This window comes from Mesorhizobium sp. B2-4-3 (assembly GCF_006442815.1).
GTDB lineage: Bacteria > Pseudomonadota > Alphaproteobacteria > Rhizobiales > Rhizobiaceae > Mesorhizobium.
This window is the reverse complement of sequence record NZ_VFVL01000008.1, coordinates 1-26,685: the sequence shown is the minus strand read 5'-3', so window position 1 is coordinate 26,685 and position 26,685 is coordinate 1. Positions and strand designations below refer to the sequence as shown.

Below are 26,685 nucleotides of genomic sequence, written 5' to 3'. Positions count from 1 at the left end.
CACGCGCCCGGCAGGGCTTTTGCCCGGGTGCTGGGCGCTTCAAATCTCGTCGCCAGGTGCCGAAGACCATGGCGGCGACGCGGATTTCCGGCTCTTTCGCGACCGAAAGTCACGCCCGCCAGGGCAAGCCTTGCCCAGCCCGGAAGGCATATCCGCGCGCCGTCAACGGCGCCGGTTTCAAAAAAACGATGCGGAACAATGCGATAGCGCAATCTCGCGCCGGTCCTGCCGTAAGGCGCGGCGGTTCGCCTTCCGGCCCGCGTCGAGACGACGGACACGTTGCGCAGAATGCTTGCGCCTTGTGTCGCCTGTTCTTATATACGCGCCAGCCGTCCGGCCCCGAAAAGCGGGGACCGCGATGGGATTTCTTGTGAACAGGGGCTTTCGTCGGAACGCCTTTTGAAGGGTCCTGAGAGCCTGCTTAGAGGAGAGACTAGAACAATGGCAAAAGTTATCGGTATCGATCTCGGCACCACCAATTCGTGCATCGCCATCATGGATGGCAAGGACCCCAAGGTGATCGAGAACGCTGAAGGCGCGCGCACGACGCCTTCCATCGTCGCCATCTCGAATGACGGCGAACGTCTCGTTGGCCAGCCGGCCAAGCGCCAGGCGGTCACCAATCCGGAAAACACCATCTTCGCGGTCAAGCGCCTGATCGGCCGCCGCTATGACGACCCGGTGACGGAGAAGGACAAGAAGCTTGTCCCCTACAAGATCGTCAAGGGCGACAATGGCGACGCGTGGGTCGAGGCCGGCGGCAAGAAGCAGTCGCCCAGCCAGATCTCGGCCATGATCCTGCAGAAGATGAAGGAGACGGCGGAAGCCTATCTCGGCGAGAAGGTCGAGAAGGCGGTCATCACCGTTCCGGCCTATTTCAACGACGCCCAGCGCCAGGCGACCAAGGACGCCGGCAGGATCGCCGGCCTCGAGGTGCTGCGCATCATCAACGAGCCGACGGCCGCGGCGCTCGCCTACGGCCTGGAGAAGAAGGACGGCAAGACCATCGCCGTCTATGACCTTGGCGGCGGCACCTTCGATATTTCGGTGCTCGAAATCGGCGATGGCGTGTTCGAGGTGAAGTCGACCAATGGCGACACCTTCCTCGGCGGCGAGGACTTCGACATGCGGCTCGTCGAGTATCTGGCGGCCGAGTTCAAGAAGGAACAGGGCATCGACCTGAAGAACGACAAGCTTGCCCTGCAGCGCCTCAAGGAAGCCGCGGAAAAGGCCAAGATCGAGCTGTCGTCGACGACGCAGACCGAGATCAACCTGCCCTTCATCACCGCCGACGCCAGCGGCCCGAAGCACCTGACGATGAAGCTCACCCGGGCGAAGTTCGAAAGCCTGGTCGAGGACCTCGTGCAGCGCACGATCGAGCCCTGCAAGGCGGCGCTCAAGGATGCCGGCCTGAAGGCAGGCGAGATCGACGAGGTGGTGCTGGTCGGCGGCATGACCCGCATGCCCAAGATCCAGGAGATCGTGAAGCAGTTCTTCGGCAAGGAGCCGCACAAGGGCGTCAACCCGGATGAGGTCGTCGCTCTCGGCGCCGCCATCCAGGCCGGCGTGCTGCAGGGCGACGTCAAGGACGTGCTCCTGCTCGACGTGACGCCGCTGTCGCTGGGCATCGAGACGCTGGGTGGCGTGTTCACCAGGCTGATCGAGCGCAACACGACGATCCCGACCAAGAAGAGCCAGACCTTCTCGACCGCCGAGGATTCGCAGTCGGCGGTGACGATCCGCGTCTTCCAGGGCGAGCGCGAGATGGCGGCCGACAACAAGATGCTCGGTCAGTTCGACCTGGTCGGCATTCCGCCGGCCCCGCGCGGCGTGCCGCAGATCGAGGTCACTTTCGACATCGACGCCAACGGCATCGTCAACGTCTCGGCCAAGGACAAGGGCACCGGCAAGGAGCACCAGATCCGCATCCAGGCTTCGGGCGGCCTGTCCGACGCCGACATCGAGAAGATGGTGAAGGACGCCGAGGCCAATGCGGACGCGGACAAGAAGCGCCGCGCCCTCGTCGAGGCCCGCAACCAGGCCGAAGCGCTGGTGCATTCGTCCGAGAAGTCGCTCAAGGACTATGGCGACAAGGTCTCGGAGGGTGACCGCACCGCGATCGCCGACGCCATCGCCGCGCTGAAGGCCGCGGCCGAAGGCGACGACCCGGCCGATATCGAGGCCAAGTCGCAGTCGCTCGCCGAAGTGTCGATGAAGCTCGGCCAGGCCATGTACGAGGCCTCGCAGAAGGAAGCGGCCGAAGCCGACGCCAAGGCGGACGCCGCCAAGGATTCGGACGTGGTCGATGCCGACTTCGAGGAAATCGACGAAGACGACGACAAGAAGAAGTCGGCCTGAGCCGGCTGACGGCGGATCATGCGAAAAGCCCGGCGGAAGGCCGGGCTTTTTTGCAACCCCAGTCGAAAAAGTGACAGAAAAACCCGGAGCGACCCGGCTTGGTACTAGCATCCGGGAAACATCGCTCCTAAATCCAAGAACGTGCCGGCAAACGTCGCCAACAATGCTTGAAGACATTGAGCATCCGGACAGCGGGAAAAAATGAAAGCTGATTTCTACGAAACGCTGGGCGTGCAAAAAGGCGCCGACGACAAGGAACTCAAGAGCGCTTTCCGCAAGCTCGCCATGCAGTTCCATCCCGACCGCAATCCCGGCGACGGTGCCTGCGAGCACAAGTTCAAGGAAATCAACGAAGCCTACGAGACGCTGAAGGACCCGCAGAAGCGCGCCGCCTATGACCGTTTCGGCCACGCCGCCTTCGAGCACGGCGGCATGAATGGCGCGGCACACGGTTTCGGCGCCGGCGGCTTCGCCGATATCTTCGAGGATATTTTCGGCGACATGATGGGCGGCCGCCAGCGTCGTTCCTCCGGCGGTCGCGAGCGCGGCGCCGACCTGCGCTACAACATGGAAATCACGCTGGAAGAAGCCTTTGCCGGCAAGACGGCGCAGATCCGCGTGCCGGCTTCGATCTCGTGCTCGGAATGCTCCGGCAGCGGCGCCAAGCCCGGCACGCAGCCGGTGACCTGCGCGATGTGCCACGGCCACGGCAAGGTGCGCGCCACGCAAGGCTTCTTCTCGATCGAACGCACCTGCCCGCAATGCCAGGGCCGCGGCCAGACCATCAAGGACCCGTGTCCGAAATGCGCCGGCCAGGGCCGCGTCACCGAGGAGCGCTCGCTGTCGGTCAACATCCCGGCCGGCATCGAGGACGGCACCCGCATCCGGCTGGCCAATGAGGGCGAAGCCGGCCTGCGCGGCGGACCGTCCGGCGACCTCTACATCTTCCTGGCGGTCAAGCCGCACGAATTCTTCCAGCGCGACGGCGCCGACCTTTATTGCAAGGTGCCGATCTCGATGACGACGGCAGCCCTTGGCGGCTCCTTCGAGGTCACCACGCTCGACGGAACGCAGACCAAGGTCAAGGTGACGGAAGGCACGCAGAACGGCCGCCAGTTCCGCTTGAAGGGCAAGGGCATGCCGGTGCTGCGCCAGCCCAATATCGGCGACCTCTATATCCAGACGGCGGTCGAGACGCCGCAGAACCTGACGCGCCGCCAGCGCGAATTGCTGGAAGAGTTCGAGCAACTCTCCTCGAAGGACAATTCGCCCCAGTCGAGCGGCTTTTTCGCCCGCATGAAGGACTTCTTCGAGTCGTTCGGCGAAGGCTGAGGTCTTGTTGACGCAAGTCGTTGTCGCAAAACCGCTTCGCACTTTTGCGCGACTTGCGTTCGGCTTCCCAAGCGTCGTCAACACCTTATGCCAGCTTGACGCCTTGCCTTGTTCCACCCACCTGCTAAGTAGCGGATCGGGGGCGGAGCATTGAGGAGAGCTCGTGATGGCACGTAGTCCCGGGTTGCGCAAAGCGCTGGCGGAAAAATTCGACGACGAGCTGAAGTTCTTCAAAGGCTGGATCGACAAGCCGAAAACCGTCGGCTCGATCGTCCCCACCAGTTCCATCACCGCCCGCAAGATGGCGTCGATCGTCAATCCGAGATCGGGCCTGCCGGTGCTCGAGGTCGGGCCCGGCACCGGGGTCATCACCCGCGCCATCCTGGCCCAGGGCGTGAAGCCCGAGAACCTCTACGCGGTCGAATATTCGACCGACTTCGTGCGCCATCTGCGCGGACTCTATCCGGGCGTCAACGTGATCGAGGGCGACGCCTTCAATCTCAATGCCACGCTTGGCGACAAGCGCGACATGGTGTTCGATTCGGTCGTTTCCGGCGTGCCGTTGCTCAATTTCCCGGTCGCCCAGCGCATCGCCTATATCGAAAGCCTGCTCGACCGCATTCCCGCAGGCCGGCCGATCGTGCAGCTGACCTACGGCCCGCTGTCACCGATCCCGCCCGGCCGCGGCAACTACACGGTCAAGCATTTCGATTTCATCATCCGCAACATCCCGCCGACGCAGCTTTGGATCTACCGAAGGGAGGGATAAGGCAGTAGGGAATAGTCAGGAAACCACTCGCCTAATGCCTATTCCCTACTGCCTTTTGCGAAGCAATGCCCGTGATCCCAAGAATCCTCGTCTTCGCCGGCTCGGTCCGGACCGGCGCCTTTAGCGGCCGGACCGCCGATGCGGCGCAGAAGGAACTCGCCATGCAGGGCGCCGAGGTGACCCGCATCTCGCTCGGCGATTATCCGCTGCCGATCATGGACGAAGACCTGGAAAAGGAAAAAGGCATCCCCGAGAATGCGGTCAAGCTTGGCCGGCAGATCGCCGCGCATGACGGGTTGCTGATCGCGACGCCCGAATATAACGGCTCGATCCCGCCATTGCTCAAGAACTCGATCGACTGGGTGAGCCGGATACGGCGCGAGGGCAGCCGTACGTTCAGGCCGCTTGCCGGCAAGCCGGTCGGGCTCTGCTCGTCCTCCGGGGGTAAGTTCGCCGGCATACGCTGCATCAACCATCTGCGCGCGGTGCTGGTGCGTTGCCAGATGGAGGTGATCACGCCGGAATGCTCGGTCTCCGAGGCCGACACCGCGTTCGCCGAGGACGGACAGTTCAGGGACGCCAGACTACACCAATCGATGGAGCGCCTATGCCGCACACTGATCGAAACCTCGCGCATGCTGTCCACCCGGATCGAGGCGTGATCAATTTCGCGGAGGCCTATGCAATGCGGGAGCGGCTGATCGTCGGGTTGGACCTGCCGACGCTGAAGGAGGCCGAGAAGGCGGTGCGCGAGCTCGAAGGCGCCGTTTCCTTCTACAAGATCGGCTACCAGCTCGCCTTCGCCGGCGGGCTGGACTTTGCGCGGGAACTGGCCAGCGGCGGCACCAAGGTGTTCCTCGACATGAAACTGCTCGACATCGACAACACAGTGGCCAAGGGGGTCGAGAACATCGTCAGGATGGGCGTGACGATGCTCACCATCCACTCCTATCCGAAGGCCATGCTGGCCGCCGTGGACGCGGCCAGGGGCAGCGAGCTTTGCCTGCTGGCGGTCAGCGTGCTCACCTCGATGGACGAGCAGGACATGATCGACGCCGGCTATGAATACGACCCGCACACGCTGGTGCTCAGACGCTCCGAACAGGCGCTGCACACCGGCATGGGCGGCATCGTCTGCTCGGCCGAGGAGGCCGAGGCGGTGCGCCGGATCGTCGGACCCGACATGGCGGTGGTGACGCCGGGCATCCGGCCGGCCGGCAGCGACCACGGCGACCAGAAACGCGTGGTGACGCCGGCGCAGGCGATCCGCAACGGCTCCAGCCACCTCGTTGTCGGCCGGCCGATCGTCGCGGCGCCGGACCGCCGCGCCGCTGCCGAAGCGATACTCGCCGAAATGCAATCCGCCTGAGGTCCGACCCTCGTTCGCGAAAACAGACAGGAGAAAAAGAATGCCGAAGGGATATTGGATCGCCCGTGTCGATGTGCGCGACGCCGAGGGTTATAAGGACTATGTCGCCGCCGCGAAGCTCGCCTTCGATCGCTTCGGCGCGAAGTTCCTGGCGCGCGGCGGCGAGCACGAAAAGGCCGAAGGACCCGGCCGCGCCCGCAACGTCATCATCGAGTTCGAATCGCTTGCGGCGGCGCATGACTGCTACCACTCGCCGGAATACCAGCGCGCCGTCGCCATCCGCCAGAAAGTGGCCGACGGCGAGATCGTGCTGGTCGAGGGCGTCTAGATTCGGCGAAGCAGGCCTATCTTGTCGTCATCCACGGGCGGAGCAAGGAGCGTAGCGACGCAGCGCAGACCCGAGGATCCATTCCGTGACTTCGAGGCGCCGCTGCGGTCCAGAATTCTGCTCCGCCGCACTCCACGGCCGAGGCAACGGCATGGATTCCAGGGTCTGCGCGCGTCGCTTCGCTCCTTGCTCCGCCCTGGAATGACGAGGTTGTTGGGGCTCAGCCAATCGTGAAGGGCACGACGTAGACCTGTTAGCCGAAGAGCCGGTTGGCTGCAGTCTCGGCCATCGCATCGGCGAGGCTCAGGCCCCACTGCCTGCGGCAATAGTCGCGGAAATCGAAGCAGGGCAGGCCGGGGCACACCTCGAACTCGATGAGATGCACCGTGTCGTCGGCCTCGACCCTGAAATCGACGGAAAAGACATCCCACAGGCCAAGGCCGCTTATCAGTTTTTGCGCAATGGCGCGGATTTTCCGGTCGGCCGCCGGCTGGCTCGAGCCGACGGGTTCGAGCTCAGGCTCGGCATAGGTGCCCGCATCCCTCGCCGCGTGGCCGGTGTCGCCGTAAAGCGCCATCGAGTCGGCCATGGTCTGGAAATCGCCGCCGGAATCGACAAAGACGATGCCGAGCGCTTCAGTGCCGGTTTCCGGTTTGAGCCCGAGGAAGCTCGCGCGCACGTTGCGACCGGCGACATAGGGCTGGACGACGACGTCGTCGCGATAATGGGAAAAGACACGCCGGCTAAGCTCCAACGCATGGCCGAGATCGCTGACGCGGGAATCCGACCAGATGCCGATCTTGGCGCCGAGCCGGTTGGGTTTCACGAACCAACCGGCAGGCGACGGCGGCGGCTCGACCAGCCATTCGCCATTGCGCGCCAGGCCTGCTTGCGGCGCCGGAAGACCGAGAGCGCCAAGCACGGCGCCGCAGCGGAGCTTGTCCTGGCAGAGCGCGAACAACGAATCGTCGGCGCCGATGGTGCGCAGCCCGTTCAGGCGGGCGAGCGCGGGCGCCGCGCCGCCGCGGAAATAGGCGATGCCGTCGGTCAGCGTCCAGACCAGCGTTGTTGCGGGATCGACTTCTGTCAGGACTGGCACGGCGTCGTCGAGCTCGACAGGCTTGAAGGCGAGGCCGCGCTTCTCGCAAGCCACGGCGAGCTGGCCGAACTCCTGCTTGAGGTCGGTCGACTGCGCCAGATAAGAGGAAATCTCGATGGCGCGCTCTGTCGGGTAGCCCTGTGCGACCAGCCGGTCGAAACAAGGCTTTTCCGGTTCGTAGACAAGAACCAGCGTCGGCGTGTGGCGCGGCATTGAGTGCTCCGGGCGAAATCAGGCGCTACCATCGCATGGTCGCGGCGGACGGCTTGCGGGAAACCGACCGGGCCGGGCGGTTGCGCGACAGTAAGCCGGCCGCCCCGCTCCCCTGTTCACGTTGGCAGGCGGCATGCCTTGGAGATTGGCCGGAACGACCGGTCCGTCGTCATTCTAGGGCGGAGCAAGGAGCGAAGCGACGCAGCGCAGACCCTAGAATCCATTCCGTGACTTCCGAGCGCTGCCACGGTTACAGAATTCTGCACCGCTGCGCCCTTCGATCAAGGTCACGGCATGGATTCCAGGGTCTGCGCGACGCCGCTTCGCGGCTGCTCCGCCCTGGAATGACGAGGTTGAGAGGCTTCAGCCAATCGCCGGCGTTTGCGCTGATTTCATCGAGGCGAGCGGTGAATGCCTTACCCCTCGACAAACGGCGATCTTTCAAAATCCCTATGTCGGAAAACTAGCCGATCAGCACGCGCGGCTCGAAGCGGCCCCGGACCGGAATGTCGAGCAGGAAGGTCATGCCGGCCTGCGGATCGAGCGCACGCTGCTTCTCGTCCTTGCCTTTCCAGGCGGAGGTCACCGCCAACCGGTCGGCTTTCTGGCCGACAAAGGCCGGACAGGAGGCCTGCGTCACCGGCATGGCGATCTCGCGCAGCAGCGTGCCGTCAGGGGAATAGGCCTTCACCGCCCTGCCGCCCCAGACGGCATTCCACAGCACGCCGTCGCGGTCGACGACCGAACCGTCGACATAGCCTTTCGAGGAGCGGTGGTCGACGAACACTTTCACTTCGCCGGCCGGCAGGCCGGTCACCGGATCGCAGGCGACACGCATCAGAAGCCCGGTCGCGGTGTCGGTGTAGTAGGCGATTTTGCCGTCCTCCGAGAAGCAGATGGAATTCGAGACTGTGATGCCCGAGAACAGCCGGCGCAATTCGCCCTTGAAGAACCAGTAGATCGAGCCGGCGCCCTTCTGCTCGTCCCTGCCCATCGTGCCGGTCCACAAGGCGCCGCAGGGATGAACGCGGGAATCGTTGGAGCGCGTCAGCGGGTTGTCGACCTCGATCGGCGTGTGCATCGTCAGCCTGCCGGTCTTGACGTCCCGGACCTGCAGGCCGATCTCGGTGGCGATGAGCTGGCGGTCGGCGTCGATGACGGCGATGGCGCTGGCCATGACGCCGAGATCATGCACCTTCAGCGCGCCGGCGAGCGGCTTTTCCAGAAGCTTGCCGTTGACGATGTCGAACCAGAACAGCGTGTCGGTGGCGGGATCGTAGCTCGGGCCTTCGCCGAGCTCGCAGACATGGTCGGAAAAAACCGAAACGCCGTCCATCATCATCCTCCGAAAGCTTCGTCCCAGGCGGCGACCGCGGCGCGGGCGCTCTGCGCCACGTCCCCGACGCTGGCGCCCGGCTTGTAGAGGCTCGACCCCAGGCCGAAGACGCTGACGCCGACCGCCTTGTAGCCGGCAAAATCCTTGTCGGAAACGCCGCCGACGGCACCGATCAACGTCGTTGCCGGCAGCACGGCGCGGATCGCTGCGATGCCGCTCGATCCAAGCACGCTTGCCGGGAAGAATTTCAGCGCCGAGGCGCCGAGCCGGATCGCCTGGAACGCCTCCGTGGGCGTGAACACGCCCGGCATCGTCACCATGCCATGATGCATGGCGCGACCCATGACCTCGGCATCGATGTTGGGGCTGACCAGCAGGCGTCCGCCAGCCTTGTGCAAAGCATCGACGTCCGTCGCCGTCAGCACCGTGCCGGCGCCGATCAGCGCCGTTTGCGGCAGCGCCTTGACCAGATCGGCGATGGAGACGAACGGCTCCGGCGAATTGAGCGGCACTTCGATCGCCTCGATGCCGGCGGCGTGGATCGCCCGGCCGATCGCCACCGCTTCGGACGGCTTGAGGCCGCGCAGGATGGCGACAAGACCGCGTTTCAGCTTCGGGAAGGGTGCGGTTTGGCTCATGAAGCGCCTCCAATCATGCCGTTCTCGCGCGCGGCCTCGACGAGACCGGCGCGCACCGCTTCATCGGCGTCGACGGTGCGAAAAGCAAGGCCGGCAAGGCCGAGCGCCGCGCCATAAAGCGTGGCCAGCGCGCCGGAGGCGACCAGCGCCACCGGTGCGTCGCTCGCGCCATAGCGGCGCCTTGCCGAGGCGATCTCGCCGCCGATCAGAAGTCCGGACAGGCATGCCGCCGCGTCGGCGGGCTGCAGATCCTGCAAGAGGCCGGCGGCGCGGATGGCAAACAGTTTCGAGGTGACGTCGCCGCCTTCGCCCAAGGCCCGCTCGCACCACTGCCGGAAGAACGGGCTGTCCGCGGCGACCGGAGCGGGATGCTCGCCCAGCGAATGTTTCAGGATCGAGTGCGTGGCGAGCACCGAAAACAATTCCCCGGTCGGCCAGGTGCCAAAACCTTCGACGGCGCCATCCTCGACCGCGACCCATTTGGAATGCGTGCCGGGCATGCAGACGAGATGGCGTCCCTTTGCCGGCAAACCGGCGCCGGCAAGCTGGGTTTCCTCGCCGCGCATGACATCCGGCGCTTCGGCCAGGCGCTGCGCGAGGCCTGGCACGATGCGGATGTCGCGGCTCGAGTCCTCGATGCGGGCGGCGCCGCGCAGGATGGCGCCGATCGGCGCCGGCACGGTGACGTAGGGCGCCTCGATCCAGCCTTGCCGGGAACCGGCCATGCCGCAGATGATGACGGGCAACGTGTCCGGCGCGCCCATGGCGGCAAGATGGCCTTCCAGCACGTTCGAAAAGCCTTTTTCGCGGGCGGTGATCAGACCGTCGTCGCCGCGCCGCTCGGCAAGCACCTTGCCGGAGCCGTCGAGCAGCCAGGCCCTGAGCCTGGTCGTGCCCCAGTCGAGCGCGGCGACCGCGGGTGCCGGGCTCACAGGAAGCCTCCATCGACGATCAGCATCTGCGCGGTCAGCATGCGCGAGGCGTCCGACGCCAGGAACAGCACCGTGCCCACCAAGTCGTCGGGCTGCATCACGTCCTTGATGCATTGCTTGGCGACATGGGCGGCAAGCCCCTCATCGGTGACCCAAAGCTCGCGCTGCCGTTCGGTGATGACCCAGCCCGGCGCCACCGCGTTGACGCGGATGCGGTCGGCGCCAAGCTTGCCGGCAAGGCCCTTGGTCAGGCCGAGTATGCCTGCCTTGGCCGCGGTGTAGGCCGGCATATTGGGATGGTTGATCAGATAGGAGGTAGAGGTGAAGTTGATGATCGAGCCGCCGCCGGCGCGCTTCATGCCAGGCGCCACCGCCTGCGCGGTGAAGAAATGCGGCCGCAGATTGATGGCGAGATTGTTGTCCCAGAACTCGACGGTGACGTCTTCCACCGCATGGCGGTCGTCGAGCGCGGCATTGTTGACGAGCGTCGTCACGTCGCCATGCGCCTCGGTCGCCCTGGCCGCGGCGGCGCGCAGCGCCTCGATGTCGCGCAGGTCGGCCTTGAGATAGAGCGGGCGGCGGCCGAGATCCTTCTCCAGCCGGTCGGCAAGGGTAGTGCTTGGCTTGTCGGCTATATCGATGAAGGCGACTTTCGCGTTCTGCCGTATAAAACCTTCGGTCAGCGCAGCACCAATGCCGGAGCCGCCGCCAGTGATCAGCACCGAGGCACCGTCGAGGTCGGCGAAACGCGCCGATGGCATCATGATCTGTTCTCCCGTTTGGCCGGCGCGCATCCTAGCCAGACAAAGCGCGGGAGCAAGCGGGAAACGTCGGATTCGGAAGCTTATGTCCGACAAATGAGTGCGCCGCAGGCGGCGAAAGGTTGCCGTTTGTCTTGGCGCAAGATTTTCAGTTCATTGAACCGTGAAAATCAGCGCAAACGCCGGGGATTGGTTGAAGCCGCCACAACCTCGTCATTCTATGGCGGAGCAAGGAGCGAAGCGACGCGGCGCAGACCATAGAATCCATTCCGTGACTTGGAAGCGCCGCCACGGTGCAGAATTCTGCTCCGTTGCACGCCTTGGCGAAGGCAACGGCATGGATTCCAGGGTCTTCTCGACGGAGCTTCGCTCCTGCTCCGCCCTGGAATGACGACGGAGTGGGCGTTTCGGCCAATCTCCAACGCGTGCCACTTGCCAACGCAAACAGAGCCGATCGGCCAAAATCCCTGCGCTCAGATCGCCTTGGCATGCAGCGCGCCGCGATAGGAATCGCGCAGATAGCCGAGCGTGGCGTCGGCGTCGGCCGGCTTGCCGAACAGATAGCCCTGCCCGCCGGCGCAGCCGAACTGGACGAGCCGGTCGGCCTGCGCCTCGTCCTCGATGCCTTCGGCGACGACATCCATGCCGAGCCCTTCGCACATGGCAAGAATGGCGCGGATGATGTGCTCGGACGGGCGGTCGTCGAGGATGGAGGAGACGAAGGCGCGATCGATCTTCAGCTTGTCGAAGTGGAATTCGCGCAGGCGGCCGAGCGACGACTGACCGGTGCCGAAATCGTCGAGCGAGACACGGATGCCGACGCGGCGCAGGTCCTCGACGATCTTCTCGGCCGAGGCCGGATCGTTCATCAGGCCGGTCTCGGTGATCTCGATCTCCAGCCGGCGCGGATCGAAGCCGGTGCGGTCGAGGATGGCCAGGATGTGCAGGCCGGTGTTCTGGTCGACGAGCTGCGACGGCGACAGGTTGAAGGACAGGAACAATTCCTTCGGCCAGTTGCGCGCCGCCTCGGCCGCCTTGCGCAGCACCAGCTGCGACAGCGGGCCAATGATGCCGCGTTCCTCGGCGATCGGGATGAAGACGGATGGCGGCACGACGCCGAGGTCGCGGTCGGTCCAGCGAGCCAGCGTCTCGAAGCCGATGGTGCGGCGGCTGTTCAGGTCGACGATCGGCTGAAAATGTGGTTCGACCTCGCCGGCCGAGACGGCGCGGCGCAGCGCCTGCTCGATGCGGGTGACGCGCTTGGCCGCCTCTTCCATCTCGCGGGTGTACACGACGACGCGGCCGCGGCCCGAACGCTTGGCGTGATAGAGCGCGGTCTCGGCCTTGTTGACGAGGATCTCGGTGGTCTCGTCGCCGGAATAAAACAGCGAGCAGCCGACCGAGGCCGAAAGCCTGGCGGTGCGCTCGCCGACATCATAGGGCGCCGACAATATCTCGATCAGCATGCGCGACGTCTCGGCCGCCTGCTCCTCCGAGAACACCATCGGGTAGAGGTAGGCGAACTCGTCGGCGCCGATGCGGCAGACGGTGGAATGGCCGTCCATCGAGGCGCGCAGCCGCATCGCCACCTGGATCAGGATGTCGTCGCCGGCCTTATGCCCGAACAAATCGTTGATCGGCTTGAAGCCGTCGAGGTCGAGGATGCCGACGGTGAACGGCGCGGGATCGTCGGCGCGGTCGCTGATCAGGCGATCGACCTTGTCGAAGAAGCGACGATGGTTGCCGAGCCCGGTCAACGAATCCGTGAAGGCCAGATCCGTATTTTCCTTGCCTGGCTGACCGGTGCCAAACGTCGTTTGCATCATGCCTCTGTTCTGATGTCGGTATTTTCGGCCAGACTGGCAGCAAAGCGTTTAGGAAAAGTATCGGAAAATCGATTTTCCATCGTCCGGAAGTTGCTTGCGTCGCCGGCGGTTGTTCAGCTTCGGGCAAGAAGCGGTAATCTGGCCCAAATATTCGTTTATGCGTAATTTCTAATAGAAATACCGAGCGATCTTTTCCGGAATGCTCCCGTTTGGGGCGAACGGACGGCCGCTTCGCACCTTTCGGGACATTGCTTTAGCCGGCTTGCTTTACGCGGTAGAGCTCGATCGGGCTGCCTTTCTCGCTGACCGGCTCGAGCCAGTCCGGCACGGAGCCGCGCAGCAGGCCGGCAAGGAAGCCCTGCGGGGCTTTCCGGGTCAGGATCAGGGTCTCGACATTGCCGGGGCAGACGGCGATGAGGCCGACACGATGCGCGTTGATGATTGCCCGCGCGTCATCGGCCGAGCCGAGAAAGGCATCCAGCGCCAGGAGATTGCCGGCGACGTTGCGGTGATAGGGGCCGGCGAAGACGCGATGGCCGCTATAGGCAAGCACCGGCGCTCCGAGATTGGAGATCGTCAGCACCGTGGCGCCGGCCATGCCGCCAAGTGGCGCGAAGGTGGGCTTCTTCTGGCAGGTCTTGTCCGTGGCGCTGCCGTCAGCGACGGCCTTGCCTTTTTCGAACGCGACCGAGGCGGCCGCGGCGACGCCTGTCCATACCGGATTGATCGAGACCAGCCAGACGGCCGCAAGGCGCAGCGCAGCGCCAAGCGAGGAGCTGGTTTCGGCCCGCGCCCGCCATTTGGCGATCCAGGCGGACAGCGGGACGACCGCGAAGGCGATCGAGAAGGTGGTGCCGCGCACCTGCCAGGCGCCGACCGCGAAAGCGACGGCGAGCAGTGCCGCGACGAGGCTGTCCTGCCGCCGCCAGCCGCCGCGGCGCAAACGCAGCGCCATCAGGACGATCGCGATCAGCGGCGTGGCGTAACGCGCCGCGACACGCGCCGGATCGCGGACAAGCAGCGTGAGCAGCGACTGGGCCTCGTCGATGTGGTCGAGCCACAATTCCTTGAGGCGCGGATCGAGCGAAGCGTAGGGCGTCGAGAGGCATTGCGGGAACAGCACTGCCACGACCACGCCGAGGACGACGCCCAGCGCGGCAAGCGACGCCAGGCTACGCCGCCAGCTGCTGGCGGCGGGTTCGACGGAGGCCATTGCCGCCAGGCCAATGCCGGCAATGGCCGCGACGACGAACTGCGCGACCGAGAAGGCATCGCACTGCGCCACGCCCCATGCGGAAGGCGGAACGGTGGCGACGAAGACAAGCGCCGCGACGCCGGCGAAGCCGAGGCCGAAATCCCGGGCGATCGCCCGCTCGCCGGCTGGATCGGCGACGAACAGCAGCGACACGCAAAGGCCGATGGTTGCGACGTAGGGCACGGTTTCCATGCCGACGGCGAGCGTCAGCGCGGCGCAGAGGCCGGAAAACAGCGCGGCCCAGCGCCGCGCGGGCGCCTCGAGCAGCAAAGCGAGGCTCGCCATGGTGAGCATCAGCTGGACGTTGTGATGATCGAGCGAGCCGGGGCCGTAGATGCCGATGAAATAATAGCCGGCCGCGCCGATCAGGATGGCGGGCAGCACCGCGCCGCCGCCGCCGAAGCTGCGCGCGGCGCGGGCGGTGAAGAACAAGGTCGAGCAGAGCAGCAGCGCCGGCCACAGCACCTGCGCCACGTCCTCGCCGAGCGGCCTGCTGCCGGTAAGCGACGAGGCGACGAGCGCGATGGCGGCGATCGGCGCATCGACCAGCCTCGACCAGTGCATGACGAAGCCGCCTTCCAGCCCCATCCGGTACTGGTGCAGGTCGAACCAGCCCTGGCCGGCCAGCAGGTCGCGGACCTCGACGAGGCGCAGCAGATTGTCGTTGTCGCCGCCGGCATCGGTCAGTCGGCCAAAGCCGGCCCACGCATCGACGGCGAATGCGAGCAGGGCGGCAAGCAGCGCCAGCACCAGATCGGACTTCCAGGTGGCGGCGCCGGTCTCGGCTGTGCCCATTGCAGTGGCCTTTGAAGGGAGAGGATCGGTTTTAAACCTAGCCTTAACGGCTTCAATAAATAGTAAAACGGCTCGAGGGGCCGGCACAGGGACGGCCGGAGGCTGGTCGAGCGTCCGGAGACAGACATGCCGCATGCAGTCCGCCACGAGCCGGTTATTGCCGTGCTCCTGCCTTGCTACAACGAGGAGCTGACGATCGGCGAGGTCGTGCGGCGCTTCCGCGAGACGCTGCCTTCGGCCGCGATCTATGTCTACGACAACAATTCGAAGGACCTCACGGCGCTGAAGGCCCGCAGCGCGGGCGCCATCGTCGTGCGCGAGCCGCGCCAGGGCAAGGGCAATGTGGTGCGGCGCATGTTCGCCGACATCGACGCGGATATCTATGTGATGGCCGACGGCGACGGCACCTACGCGCCGGAAGATGCGCCGCAGCTGATCAATGTGCTGCAGACGGAGCGCTCCGACATGGTGGTGGGCACCAGGCGCGGCGTGACCGACGATGCCGGCCGCAACGGCCACGCCTTCGGCAACCGCGTCTTCAACCGCCTCTACAAGGGCCTGTTCGGGACCGACTTCACCGACATCTTCTCCGGCTACCGGGTGTTTTCGCGCCGCTTTGTCAAAAGTTTCCCCGCCGTTTCCGGCGGCTTCGAGATCGAGACCGAGATGTCGGTGCATGCCTCGCAGCTCAAGCTGCCGGTGAGCGAGATGGCGCTCGATTACGGCCGCCGCCCGGAGGGCTCGTCGTCGAAACTCTCGACCTTCCGCGACGGCGCCAGGATCCTGTGGATGTTCGCCATGCTGGTGAAGGAGACGCAGCCGCTGCGCTTCTTCGGCACGTTCGCGCTGTTCTTCCTGGCGGCGAGCATCGGCCTGATGATACCCGTGCTGGTCGAATTCGCCGAGACGGGACTGGTGCCGCGCATGCCGACCTGGGTGCTGTCGATCGGCATGCTGCTGCTGGCCATGCTCTCGATGATGACCGGGCTGATCCTCGATTCGGTGTCGCGCGGCCGGGCCGAGCAGAAGCGCATCTTCTACCTGTCGATTTCCTCCGGCCGGGCCGAGCGCGGGATATCCGGGCAGGCCTCGCCCAAGAGCGAGCCGGGCAAGGCCCCAAGGGCGGCATAGGGGGCGGCATAGTGGGCCGCCTCCTCCGCTTCGCCTTTACCGGCGGCATCGGCTTCGTCGCCGACGCCGCGGCGCTCTGGCTGCTGCTTGCCGCGACGCCGCTCGGGCCGATGGCGGCGCGCGCGCTGTCGATCGGCTTCGCGCTCTGCGTCACCTGGCAGATCAACCGCCATCTGACCTTCTCGCCGTCGGGCCGAGGCTTGGCGCAGGAAGGCGCGCGCTATGGCGGCGTCGGCATCGCCACTGGCATCGTCAACTACCTGGTCTATTGCGCCGTCCTGTTCGCAATGCCGACCTTGCCGCCGCTGGTCGCGCTCGCCTTTGCCTCGGTCGTCGCCATGGCGCTGTCGTTCCTTGGCTACTCCAGGCTGGTCTTCGACCGCTGAGACCGTTTGGAAATTCTACTCTGGCGGCCATCTGATGGCGGTTTCTGCGCTACTGCAGCGCCGCGCGTCCTCTTGGAGGCGCAAAGGACGCTGCAGCAAATTTTACTTGGCGCATGATCCTTTCCGAAAATCGATTTCGATTTTCGGGGTCATGCGCAGGCTCACGGACCCAAACGTCCGCTCCGCTCCGGTTCTCGAAACCACCACCATATGACTCGCCAGAGCGAATTTCGAAAACGGGTCTCTGAGCGTCTGCACCAAGCGAGCACGATTGGCAGGCGCCGCCGATTTCCTTATATCGGGCGTCTGAGTTCCCCGGAGACCGCAAATGCCGCTGAAGATCGCCGTCCAGATGGACCATGTCTCCACCGTGTCGATCGCCGGCGACACCAGCTTCGCGCTGTCGCTGGAGGCGCAGCGGCGCGGCCACAAGCTTTTCCACTACACGCCTGACCGGCTGTCGATGCTGGGCGGCAAGGTGTTCGCGCGCATCGAGGAGATGCAGGTGCGCGACGAGAAGGGCAACCACTATTCGCTCGGCGAGAAGGTGCGCACCGACCTCTCCGAGATGGACGTGGTGCTGCTGAGGCAGGACCCGCCCTTCGACATGAACTACATCACCACCACGCACATATTGGAGCGCATCCATCCGAAGACGCTGGTGGTCAACGACCCGGCCTGGGTGCGCAACAGCCCGGAAAAGATCTTCGTCACCGAATTCCCGGACCTGATGCCGGAGACGCTGATCACCAAGGACCCGATGGAGGTGGCCGCTTTCCGCAAGGAATTCGGCGACATCATCGTCAAGCCGCTCTACGGCAATGGCGGCGCCGGCATCTTTCATCTGCACGAGGCCGACCGCAATCTCGCCTCGCTGCTCGAAATGTTCGGCCAGCTGTTTCGCGAGCCCTATATCGTGCAGCGCTATCTCAAGGACGTGCGCAAGGGGGACAAGCGCATCATCCTGATTGACGGCGAGCCGGTCGGCGCCATCAACCGCGTGCCGGCCGAGCACGACTCCCGTTCCAACATGCATGTCGGCGGCCGCGCCGAAAAAACCGAGCTGACCGCGCGCGAGCGCGAGATCTGCGCCCGCATCGGACCGGCGCTCAGGGAGCGGGGCTTCATCCTGGTCGGCATCGACGTGATCGGCGACTACATGACCGAGATCAACGTGACCTCGCCGACCGGCGTGCGCGAAGTGCAGCGTTTTGGCGGGGCGGATATAGCCGCCCTGTTCTGGGATTGCGTGGAAGGGAAGCGGGGGTAATTCTCATCCGCGATGCAGGCGGCGTTCCATGCACCGGGCCCGTCGTGTCGCCGAATAAGGTAACGAGCTCCCCCTGCAGGACGATGAACTATTTGAGGGGCGGGATGCCAACGTGCTGCCTATGACCGGGAACGCTCTTGCGCTCTATCCACCATGGCAGGGCCTGACTCCCCATTTTCCAGGGGTCGCAGTTTCATGATAATTGTCACCGCAAGCGACAATAACTTTGTGTCCGGACTTTTTTTATTCATCTTTTCTGCTTGGATTCATAATCGCGAGGCAAAATTCGTTGTCATCGATGCAGGAATAGAGCCTGCGAGCGTGATAGAGCTTCGCCTTTTTTGTGAGCGAAATGGAATCGACTGTCAGATCGTCCGAGCAGACGCCAAGCGGATTTCCGATCTGCCGACAAGAGGGAAGTTGCTGACGACCGCCGCATATGCCCGAATACTCATTCCCGAGATATTGCCTGATTGCGACAAGGCCATCTACATGGATGCAGATACGCTGGTGGTATCCGATCTCGGCGACCTCTGGTCGGCGGATTTGGGCGACAATTTGGTCGCCGGCGTGGTTGACGGCTTGGTCGAGCAGGAGGAACTCGACGACATCGAAATGTCCCGGAATGAATATATCAATTCCGGCGTTCTGGCGATGAACCTCGTCGCCTGGCGCAGGGAAGGCATTGCGGACAGGATCTTTGCAAAAGTTCGCGAGACCGCCAAGTCGCGATACCTCGACCAGACAGCCTTGAATACGGTGGTGCGCGGACGAGTTCTTTTCCTGGGCAGGGAATGGAATTTCTTCTCAGATCGGTATTTGGAAATCGAACGGCAGCTTCCCAAGGTGATCCACTATGCGGGATCGGCCAAGCCCTGGCGCTATAGGCGCGTGCCTTTCGCCGATGTTTTCAATTTCTACAGAATCCTGTCGGGATTGGATATTCCCGAGGGGACGCTGATTTTGAAATCCGCCCGTAGGCGAAAGATGATCCTTGGCCTTATCGGGCTGCGAAGAAAATACTGGTCCGCCGCCCTGGCAGCTCACTACTACCGCCGTCGATTCACCAAGCCACATCTACGAGGTCTGGGTAAGATGTTCTCGAAGGTTCCGTTGCCGCCGCAACATTCGACTGCTGCGCAGTAACGAGATGCGCAATTGCCTGCGTTCCTGTAATGTTCTTGCCCAAAGGGAAAATCTGTGGTTGTCTAGCCTGACTTCGCTCGCCGCCTGATCGCAAGGCCGCGCGCGAGCCAGTATCGGGGGCTTGGACAAAATGGTGGCGCGAGTTCGCACGGTCGCTTTCCAGGGCATCGAGGCCGTGCCGGTCGATGTCCAGGTGATGGTCGGGCCGGGCAAGGTCGGCATGCAGATCGTCGGCCTGCCGGACAAGGCGGTGGCCGAAAGCCGGGAGCGCGTGCAGGCGGCGTTGCACGCATCCGGCCTGTCGATGCCTTCGAAGAAGGTCACGGTGAACCTCGCGCCGGCCGATCTTCCCAAGGAAGGCAGCCATTACGACCTGCCGATCGCGCTCGGGTTGATGGCGGCGCTCGGCGCCATACCGGGCGATATGCTCGCCGGCTATGTGGTGCTTGGCGAATTGTCGCTCGACGGCACCATTGCCGGCGTCGCCGGGGCGCTGCCGGCGGCGATCGGCGCCAATGCCGAAGGCAAGGGCCTGATCTGTCCCTTCGCCTGCGGACCGGAGGCGGCCTGGGCAGGCAAGGATTTCGACATATTGGCGCCGCGCAGCCTGATCGCGATCGCCAACCATTTTCGCGGCACGCAGGTGTTGTCGCGGCCCGAGGCCGGCATAAAGCTCGCGGCGCGCGACCTGCCGGATCTCGCCGACATCAAGGGCCAGGAGAGTGCCAAGCGTGCGGTCGAAGTGGCTGCCGCCGGCGGCCACAACCTTCTCATGGTCGGGCCGCCGGGCTCGGGCAAGTCGATGCTGGCGCAGCGCCTGCCCTCGATCCTGCCGCCGCTGGCGCCGAAGGAGCTGCTCGAAGTGTCGATGATCGCTTCCGTCGCCGGCGAGCTCGGCGAAGGCAAGCTGACCGACCGGCGGCCATTCCGCGCCCCGCATCACTCCGCCTCGATGGCGGCGATGGTGGGCGGCGGGCTGCGCGCGCGTCCGGGCGAGGCCTCGCTCGCCCATCACGGCGTGCTGTTCCTCGACGAGCTGCCGGAATTCACGCCGCAGACGCTCGATGCGCTGCGCCAGCCACTGGAGACGGGCGACTGCATGATCGCGCGCGCCAACCACCGCGTCACCTATCCGGCGCGCATCCAGCTGGTGGCGGCGATGAACCCATGTCGTTGCGGCATGTCGGGCGAGCCTGGCTATCGCTGCCTGCGCGGCGACCGCTGCCGCACCGAATACCAGGCGCGCATTTCCGGCCCGCTGCTCGACCGCATCGACCTTCGGATCGAAGTGCCGGCGGTCTCGGCGAGCGACTTGATCCGGCCGGACAAGGCCGAGACAAGTGCCGCGGTGGCGCAGCGCGTGGCGCGCGCCCGCGCCATGCAGCGCGAGCGGCTGGAACAACTGGGAGCGGGCGCCACCACCAACGCGCATTGCCCGCCTTCGATCATCGAGGAGATCGCCAAGCCCGATGCCGCCGGCCTGACGCTGCTCAAGGATGCCAGCGAAAAGCTCGGCTTTTCGGCCCGCGCCTATCATCGCGTGCTGAAGGTCGCCCGCACGCTGGCCGACCTCGACGCCAGCGAGACGGTCGGCCGCATCCATCTGGCCGAGGCGATTTCCTACCGGATGAGCGCGGAGCGGATGGCGCACGCGGCGTGACGGCAGCGAGCCGGGCTTTCTTTCCTCTTCAATCTGGAGCGGGGATCAGCTTCTGCAGCGTCGACGCCAGGATCATGCCGAAAGTCAGGACGTCGCCATAGGCCCGCGCTGAAATCATCGCCCCGTGCACGGTCGCCATGAAGGCCTCCGCTTCCACGCGCGGCGCGGCGGCGATCGTCAATGTGCCTTGCGCGGCGCCGCGCTCGATGACGCCGGTCAGCCACCCCGACAGAAACTGAAAATACGCCCGGACCTCCACGGCAACCTCTGGCGGAAGGGCGGGGAGCTCGCTGGCGAGCAGGGCGCAGACGCAGATCGGCCGGCTCGCGTCCTCGATGCACTGCGCCCAGAAGCCGGCATAGGTTCGCAGCAACCGAGGCGACTCAGGCACATTGCGCTCAAGCTCCGTCATGCCCGTGACGGCATCCTCGAGATAGCGCCTGACGAGGGTTTGCACGAGGTCGACCTTGCTGGGGAAATGGTGGTGGATGCTCGCCTTGCGGATACCGACCACCTCGGCGATATCGGCATAGCTGAACCCATTGTAGCCGCCGGCGACGATGAAGCTTCGCGCGGCGGCCAGGATGTCATCGGCGGTGTTCGAGGGCTTATCCATAGACATGCCTAACGTCCAGCGGGGCAAACCTCAACTCGCGACCTGCCGCGACTTGCGAAGCATATCGCCGACGGAAAGCCACACGGCGGACACCAGGAAGTAGAAGGCGCCGAACGCGGCATAGGGCGCGACATTGGCGATGCCGATGGCCTCCGCGCCGCCCGCCATCTTGACGAAGAAGAGGCCGGCCAGCGCCGACTGAGCACCGCTCAGGATCATCGCCCACTGCGCGCCGCTGGTCTTCCAGCGACGAACCGCCGTCAGAAGTTGAAATGCGCCGGAGACAACGGCCCAGACACCATAGACCGCGAGCACCGCGGCCATGCCACGGCCAAGCGCGATGGCGACCGCGATCGCGGTGAGGATGCTGACGACAAAATTGAGCAACTGCGACTTGTTGCGGCCCAAGCCGCCGCTGCGCTGCGCGTCGACATAGTTCGCCAGCGCGTCCCAGGCCGGATAGGCCACCAGCATGACGGCGGCGAGCGGCGGAGCCGACTTCGCGACGGTGACGGCCGCCAGCACCCAGGCCGCCGATACGGCAAACCGCAGATAGTAATAGCTTTTGAGCCAGCCGCTCGAGGACTGGGCGCGGTTCATTTGTGCAGACATGACGATTCCTTTCATTCAACTGCCTACCAACTAGTAGGTAGATTGAGAATCGTCAATGCCTCGCGGGCCGGTCCCCGATCACCTCGATATCTCGTTTATGTGATCGGCGCCGCTTGCACCCGCGGACGCGCTACTGATCGCGCCCCTTCAGCTCCAGCCGCCGCTTATGCAGCACCGGCTCGGTATAGCCGTTGGGCTGGCTCGTCCCCTTGAACACCAGGTCGCAGGCGGCCTGGAAGGCGATCGAATTGTCGAAGTCCGGCGCCATCGGCCGGTAGAGCGGGTCGCCGACATTCTGGCGGTCGACGATCGCCGCCATGCGCTGCAACGAATCGCGGACCTGGATTTCCGAGCACACCTTGTGGCGCAGCCAGTTGGCGATGTGCTGCGAGGAGATGCGCAGCGTGGCGCGGTCCTCCATCAGGCCGACATCGTTGATATCGGGCACTTTCGAGCAGCCGACGCCTTGGTCGATCCAGCGCACGACATAGCCGAGGATGCCTTGCGCATTGTTGTCCAGCTCGCGCTGGATCTCGTCCGGCGTCCAGTTCGGCCGCACCGCGACCGGCACCGACAAGATGTCGTCGAGCTTGGCCTTCGGCCGGCTCTTCAGCGCCGCCTGAACGGCGTGCACGTCGACCTTGTGGTAGTGCGTGGCGTGCAGGGTCGCCGCCGTCGGCGAGGGCACCCAGGCGGTGTTGGCGCCGGCCTTGGGGTGGGCGATCTTCTCAACCAGCATCGCCGCCATCAAATCCGGCATCGCCCACATGCCCTTGCCGATCTGGGCGTGGCCGGCGAGACCGCATTCCAGGCCGGTGTCGACGTTCCAGGCCTCATAGGCGGAGATCCAGGCGGCCTGCTTCATGTCGCCCTTGCGGATCATCGGGCCGGCTTCCATCGAGGTGTGGATCTCGTCGCCGGTGCGGTCGAGGAAGCCGGTGTTGATGAACACCACGCGCTCGCGTGCCGCGCGGATCGCCTCCTTGAGGTTGACGGTGGTGCGCCGCTCCTCGTCCATGATGCCCATCTTGATGGTGTTCCTGGCCATGCCGAGCAGCGCCTCGACGCGATCGAAAATCTCGACGGCGAAGGCGACCTCGTCGGGCCCGTGCATTTTCGGCTTCACCACATACATCGAGCCGGCGCGGGAATTCATCCGCCGGCCGTTGTCGCCGACATCGTGCAGCGCGATCAGCGCGGTGATGGCGGCATCCATGATGCCTTCCGGCACCTCGTTGCCGTCGCGGTCGGCGATCGCCGGATTGGTCATCAGGTGGCCGACGTTGCGCACCAGCATCAGCGAGCGTCCAGGCAGCAGGACCTGACCGCCATTGGGCGCCGTGTAGCGACGGTCGGGGTTGAGCGTGCGGGTGAAGGTCTTGCCGCCCTTGCTGATCTCCTCGGCAAGGTCGCCCTTCATCAGGCCGAGCCAGTTGCGGTAGATGACGACCTTGTCCTGCGCATCGACCGCGGCGACCGAATCCTCGCAGTCCTGGATGGTGGTCAAGGCCGATTCCAGGATGACGTCGGCGATGCCCGCAGGATCGGTCCTGCCGATCTGGTTGGCGCGGTCGATTGCAATCTCGATATGCAGGCCGTTCTTGACCAGAAGCACGGCTTCGGGATTCTCGGCATCGCCGCGATAGCCGGCGAACTGTTTTGGATCGGCAAGCGTGGTGGCGCCGGCGCCCTCACCAGCTTTCAGCGCGCCATTCGCCACCGAGAGCCCATTGACGCCGGCCCATTTGCCTGTCGTCAGCGGCACGGACTGGTCGAGGAAATCCTTCGCCCAGGCGATCACCTTGGCGCCGCGCGCGGGATTAAAACCCTTGCCCTTCTCGGCGCCGCCGGTCTCGGGAATGGCGTCGGTGCCGTAGAGCGCGTCATAGAGCGAGCCCCAGCGCGCATTGGCGGCGTTGAGCGCATAGCGCGCGTTCATCACCGGCACGACCAGCTGCGGTCCGGCGACGACGGCGATCTCGGGATCGACATTGACGGTCGAGACGCTGAAGGCCGGGCCTTCGGGCACAAGGTAGCCGATCTCCTTCAGGAAATTCTTGTAGGCCTCCATGTCGATCGGCGCGCCGTTTTCGCGGTACCAGCCGTCGAGCTTTTCCTGCATGGCGTCGCGTTTTGCCAGCAGCGCCCGGTTCTTCGACGCGAGGTCGTGGACGATGGCCGAAAAGCCGGTCCAGAATACTTCCGGGTCGATGCCGGTGCCGACTGCCGCCTCCTCGGCCACGAAGTCATGGAGCTCCCGGGCAATCCGCAACCCGGCGATCTCGATGCGGTCGGTCATCTGCACGTCTCCTTGTTAGCGGGGGCCTTTGGCATGTTTGGGGTTGCGGGGTCAATTCGGCTTAGGGTGTAGGGGATTTAGGCGGGGCGGCGAAGCTGCTGATCTCCCCCTTGTGGGGGAGATGCCCGGCAGGGCAGAGGGGGGCGCGAAGGAACGCCAACCTTGTCACTTTCTGTCCGTGCAATGTCACCCCTCGGAGCGGCGTAAGAACGGAGACGCTGGCGGGACAGCGCCCCCCTCTGGCCTGCCGGCCATCTCCCCCACAAGGGGGGAGATTACGCTCTCCCTCACACCGCGATCCGCGGCCGTCCCGAGGCGACGGCCACCACATGCGCCTCGATGAACATGCGCTGGCCCTCGATGGTCGAGACCTTGAATTCGGTGGCGATTTCGATCTCGGCGCTGTCGGTGCCGGCGTCCTTCGCGCGCTCGGCGGCGAGCGCGCGCACATCGGCCTCGGCCGCCGCGATCGCCTTGTCTTCCTCGGTGAAATCTCTCACCGTCTGGCCCGAGGCGAGGCGGAACAGGCCTTCCTTGGGCTGGCTGACACGGGCTTCGGCCGAGACGCGCACCTGGCCGACGACGGCGCCGAGCGCGTTGGCGACGTCGGTGTCTTCCGGCACGATGCAGCCATTGCCGACCAGCGGCGGCAAGCTGGCATAATGTAGCGGCGCCGACGCGCCGAGGCCGATGACCGGGCGGTCGAGCGCGACGGTGAAGCGGGCGATGCCGGGATGCGCGTCGACCGCGCGCTGCACCAGCGCGTGCGCGACGGTGGCGGCGCCGTCCAACCCGTCCTCGGCGAAGGCGGTTTCAAGGATGTATTCGGCCGACCAGCGCGTCAGCGTCACCAGCACGCGCTGCGAAATCTCCTCCGGCGTCGCCGCGATCGTCTGGCCGCGGCCGTCGCGGCGGCGAGCGAAGAGCTCGGCGCCGAGGCGGGCTGCGGCGGTGTCCCAGTTCGACTGCTTGCGCAGCACATGCGCGGCGTCGGACGGCGTGAAGCCAGAGATATGGACGAGACCGCGCGCGACCAGCCGGTTCAGCGTGGCGTTCTGCGCGTTCGAAGCGAGCAGCCTGTCGAGCGCGAGCGGCACGGAACCGATCGTCTCGTAGAGTTTCGCTTCCGGTCCGGTGAGGCCGGCGGCGAGCCTGTCCGGCACGCCGGTCCGCACGGCAAAGCGCCCGTCCATGCGGCCGGGGTTCGGCGCGCGGAGTTGTCTTTCCAGTTCGCCAGTCACCGCCTCGCCATGCACCATGCCAGAGAGCGCCAGCGGCACCAGGCGGCGCGGCCCAAGCAGGATTTTCGGGTCGAGCGCGCCGTCTTCCAGCGTCACTTCCGAGTCGCCGCCGAGGCCGAAGGTGCGCATGGCGACTGCCTCGACCATGGTGCGGAAGCCGCCGACGGTGGCGCCTTCGGGATCGAGCCGCGGGCGGCCGCCGTCGAGCACCGCGACATCCGTGGTGGTGCCGCCGATATCCGAGACCATGGCGTCGTCCAGCCCGGTCATGTGGCGGGCGCCGACAAGGCTGGCGGCCGGGCCGGACAAAATGGTCTCGATCGGCCGCTGACGGGCAAAGGCCGCCGAGACCAGCGCGCCGTCGCCGCGCACCACCATCAGGGGTGCTGCAATGCCGCGCTTGGCCAGAAACCCTTCGGTCGCCGCGACCAGCCGGTCGATCATCGAGATCAGGCGAGCATTGAGCAAAGTGGTGAGCGCCCGGCGCGGGCCGCCGAGCTTGGCCGAAAGCTCATGGCTGGCGGTAACCGGCAGGCCGGTCTTGTCGCGGATCACGTCGCGGGCCGCCAGCTCATGCGCCGGATTGCGGGTGGCGAAATAGGCACAGACGGCGAAGCCCGACACCGAACGCCCAAGCTCGGGCAGCGCCGCCTCGAGGCCGGAAAGGTCGAGTTTTGCCGCATTGCCGTGCACGTCATGGCCGCCGGGGCAGAACACCACCGGGTCGGTGCCTAAAGCGGTCTTCAACCCATCGCGCGCCAGGTCGGCCTCGGAAAAGCCGATCATGACCAGCGCCACACGCCCGCCCTGGCCCTCGACCAGCGCGTTGGTGGCCAAGGTGGTCGACATCGAGACCAGCTTGATGGCGGCAGGATCGGTGGCGGATTGCTGAAGCACCGCATCCACCGCGCCGGAAATGCCGACGGCGAGATCGTGGCGCGTGGTCAGCGACTTGGCCTTGGCGAGAACCTTGCCCTTGGGTCCGCCTTCCTCCGACCACAGCACGGCATCGGTGTAGGTGCCGCCGGTGTCGATGCCGAGGAAGAGGGGGGGAGGCTTGGCGGTCATTTTGGGCGGCGGTCCGGGCGAGAGGGCTTTGTTGCGAAGCCCTTAGCCGATACGGGCTGGCCGATAAAGGCGGGAGAGGTGGGCCAGGGGGAGGAGCCGGGGGTTTATCGGAGACGTCGGCGCGAGGCCCCCCTCTCTGGCCTGCCGGCCATCTCCCCCTCAAGGGGGTGTATGGACTGGGGACATCGCGAACAGGTGTGCGAAGACATCGCGAACAGTTTCGTGCGTTTTGCGCGGGGAGGTTC

The 26,685-nt window shown here is 65.2% G+C and carries 22 protein-coding genes; 11 read left to right on the top strand and 11 right to left on the bottom strand.

Going from position 1 to position 26,685, the window contains the following annotated elements:
- Nucleotides 1-441 precede the first annotated feature (441 nt).
- From dnaK to FJ956_RS10500, 6 genes are all read left to right on the top strand, one after another.
- On the top strand, nt 442-2,358 hold the full coding sequence (dnaK, locus tag FJ956_RS10525) for a molecular chaperone DnaK (protein ID WP_140682044.1): 1,917 nt from the start codon (nt 442-444) through the stop codon (nt 2,356-2,358).
- A 201-nt stretch (nt 2,359-2,559) separates the two neighbouring features.
- Nucleotides 2,560-3,690 (top strand): molecular chaperone DnaJ, encoded by a 1,131-nt coding sequence (gene dnaJ / locus FJ956_RS10520; protein ID WP_140682046.1) that lies wholly within the window; start codon nt 2,560-2,562, stop codon nt 3,688-3,690.
- A 166-nt stretch (nt 3,691-3,856) separates the two neighbouring features.
- The gene (gene pmtA / locus FJ956_RS10515; RefSeq protein WP_140654565.1) at nt 3,857-4,459 is read left to right on the top strand and encodes a phospholipid N-methyltransferase PmtA; all 603 of its coding nucleotides are present in this window, start codon (nt 3,857-3,859) and stop codon (nt 4,457-4,459) included.
- A 65-nt stretch (nt 4,460-4,524) separates the two neighbouring features.
- On the top strand, nt 4,525-5,121 hold the full coding sequence (locus tag FJ956_RS10510) for an NADPH-dependent FMN reductase (RefSeq protein ID WP_140682048.1): 597 nt from the start codon (nt 4,525-4,527) through the stop codon (nt 5,119-5,121).
- A 23-nt stretch (nt 5,122-5,144) separates the two neighbouring features.
- Nucleotides 5,145-5,828: an orotidine-5'-phosphate decarboxylase gene (gene pyrF / locus FJ956_RS10505; RefSeq protein WP_140682083.1), complete on the top strand. Its 684-nt coding sequence runs from the start codon at nt 5,145-5,147 to the stop codon at nt 5,826-5,828.
- A gap of 40 nt (nt 5,829-5,868) precedes the next feature.
- Entirely contained in the window at nt 5,869-6,156 is a 288-nt protein-coding gene (locus tag FJ956_RS10500) for a DUF1330 domain-containing protein (RefSeq protein ID WP_140682050.1), read from the top strand.
- Nucleotides 6,157-6,409: 253 nt separating this feature from the next.
- Here the strand turns inward: FJ956_RS10500 and FJ956_RS10495 are convergent, their stop codons facing one another.
- The 7 genes from FJ956_RS10495 to FJ956_RS10465 form a co-directional block, all read right to left on the bottom strand.
- Complete coding sequence (locus tag FJ956_RS10495) at nt 6,410-7,468, bottom strand: D-alanine:D-lactate ligase-like protein (RefSeq protein ID WP_140682052.1); 1,059 nt, start codon at nt 7,466-7,468, stop codon at nt 6,410-6,412.
- Nucleotides 7,469-7,931: 463 nt separating this feature from the next.
- Nucleotides 7,932-8,804 (bottom strand): SMP-30/gluconolactonase/LRE family protein, encoded by an 873-nt coding sequence (locus FJ956_RS10490; protein WP_140682053.1) that lies wholly within the window; start codon nt 8,802-8,804, stop codon nt 7,932-7,934.
- 2 nt (nt 8,805-8,806) lie between these two features.
- Nucleotides 8,807-9,442, bottom strand: a complete 636-nt coding sequence (locus FJ956_RS10485; protein WP_140682055.1) for a 2-dehydro-3-deoxy-6-phosphogalactonate aldolase — start codon at nt 9,440-9,442, stop codon at nt 8,807-8,809.
- A complete protein-coding gene (locus FJ956_RS10480) occupies nt 9,439-10,374 on the bottom strand; it encodes a 2-dehydro-3-deoxygalactonokinase (protein WP_140682057.1) in 936 nt (311 codons plus the stop codon). Before FJ956_RS10480 ends, FJ956_RS10485 begins: the two co-directional genes overlap by 4 nt.
- Nucleotides 10,371-11,138: an SDR family oxidoreductase gene (locus tag FJ956_RS10475; RefSeq protein ID WP_140682058.1), complete on the bottom strand. Its 768-nt coding sequence runs from the start codon at nt 11,136-11,138 to the stop codon at nt 10,371-10,373. Before FJ956_RS10475 ends, FJ956_RS10480 begins: the two co-directional genes overlap by 4 nt.
- Nucleotides 11,139-11,608: 470 nt before the next feature.
- Entirely contained in the window at nt 11,609-12,958 is a 1,350-nt protein-coding gene (locus FJ956_RS10470) for an EAL domain-containing protein (protein WP_140682085.1), read from the bottom strand.
- Between the two features lie 256 nt (nt 12,959-13,214).
- Nucleotides 13,215-15,011, bottom strand: coding sequence for a GtrA family protein (locus FJ956_RS10465; RefSeq protein ID WP_140682059.1), 1,797 nt, complete (start codon nt 15,009-15,011; stop codon nt 13,215-13,217).
- A gap of 126 nt (nt 15,012-15,137) precedes the next feature.
- Between FJ956_RS10465 and FJ956_RS10460 the strand changes: the two genes are divergently transcribed.
- The 5 genes from FJ956_RS10460 to FJ956_RS10440 all read left to right on the top strand — a co-directional run bounded on the left by FJ956_RS10460 (nt 15,138) and on the right by FJ956_RS10440 (nt 20,604).
- Entirely contained in the window at nt 15,138-16,142 is a 1,005-nt protein-coding gene (locus FJ956_RS10460; RefSeq protein ID WP_140682061.1) for a glycosyltransferase, read from the top strand.
- An 11-nt stretch (nt 16,143-16,153) separates the two neighbouring features.
- A complete protein-coding gene (locus FJ956_RS10455) occupies nt 16,154-16,528 on the top strand; it encodes a GtrA family protein (protein WP_140682063.1) in 375 nt (124 codons plus the stop codon).
- A 328-nt stretch (nt 16,529-16,856) separates the two neighbouring features.
- Nucleotides 16,857-17,798: a glutathione synthase gene (gene gshB / locus FJ956_RS10450; protein WP_140682065.1), complete on the top strand. Its 942-nt coding sequence runs from the start codon at nt 16,857-16,859 to the stop codon at nt 17,796-17,798.
- 195 nt (nt 17,799-17,993) lie between these two features.
- Nucleotides 17,994-18,944 carry a glycosyltransferase family 8 protein gene (locus FJ956_RS10445; protein ID WP_181170334.1) on the top strand — a complete coding sequence of 317 codons (951 nt, stop codon included), beginning with the start codon at nt 17,994-17,996 and terminating at the stop codon, nt 18,942-18,944.
- 130 nt (nt 18,945-19,074) lie between these two features.
- Complete coding sequence (locus tag FJ956_RS10440; protein WP_140682069.1) at nt 19,075-20,604, top strand: YifB family Mg chelatase-like AAA ATPase; 1,530 nt, start codon at nt 19,075-19,077, stop codon at nt 20,602-20,604.
- 28 nt (nt 20,605-20,632) lie between these two features.
- Here the strand turns inward: FJ956_RS10440 and FJ956_RS10435 are convergent, their stop codons facing one another.
- The 4 genes from FJ956_RS10435 to FJ956_RS10415 form a co-directional block, all read right to left on the bottom strand.
- Nucleotides 20,633-21,220, bottom strand: a complete 588-nt coding sequence (locus FJ956_RS10435; protein WP_140682087.1) for a TetR/AcrR family transcriptional regulator — start codon at nt 21,218-21,220, stop codon at nt 20,633-20,635.
- Nucleotides 21,221-21,250: 30 nt separating this feature from the next.
- Entirely contained in the window at nt 21,251-21,832 is a 582-nt protein-coding gene (locus tag FJ956_RS10430; protein WP_140682071.1) for a DUF308 domain-containing protein, read from the bottom strand.
- A gap of 130 nt (nt 21,833-21,962) precedes the next feature.
- A complete protein-coding gene (locus tag FJ956_RS10425) occupies nt 21,963-24,131 on the bottom strand; it encodes a malate synthase G (protein WP_140682073.1) in 2,169 nt (722 codons plus the stop codon).
- A gap of 287 nt (nt 24,132-24,418) precedes the next feature.
- A complete protein-coding gene (locus tag FJ956_RS10415; protein ID WP_140682075.1) occupies nt 24,419-26,440 on the bottom strand; it encodes a hydantoinase/oxoprolinase family protein in 2,022 nt (673 codons plus the stop codon).
- Between the last annotated feature and the right edge of the window lie 245 nt (nt 26,441-26,685).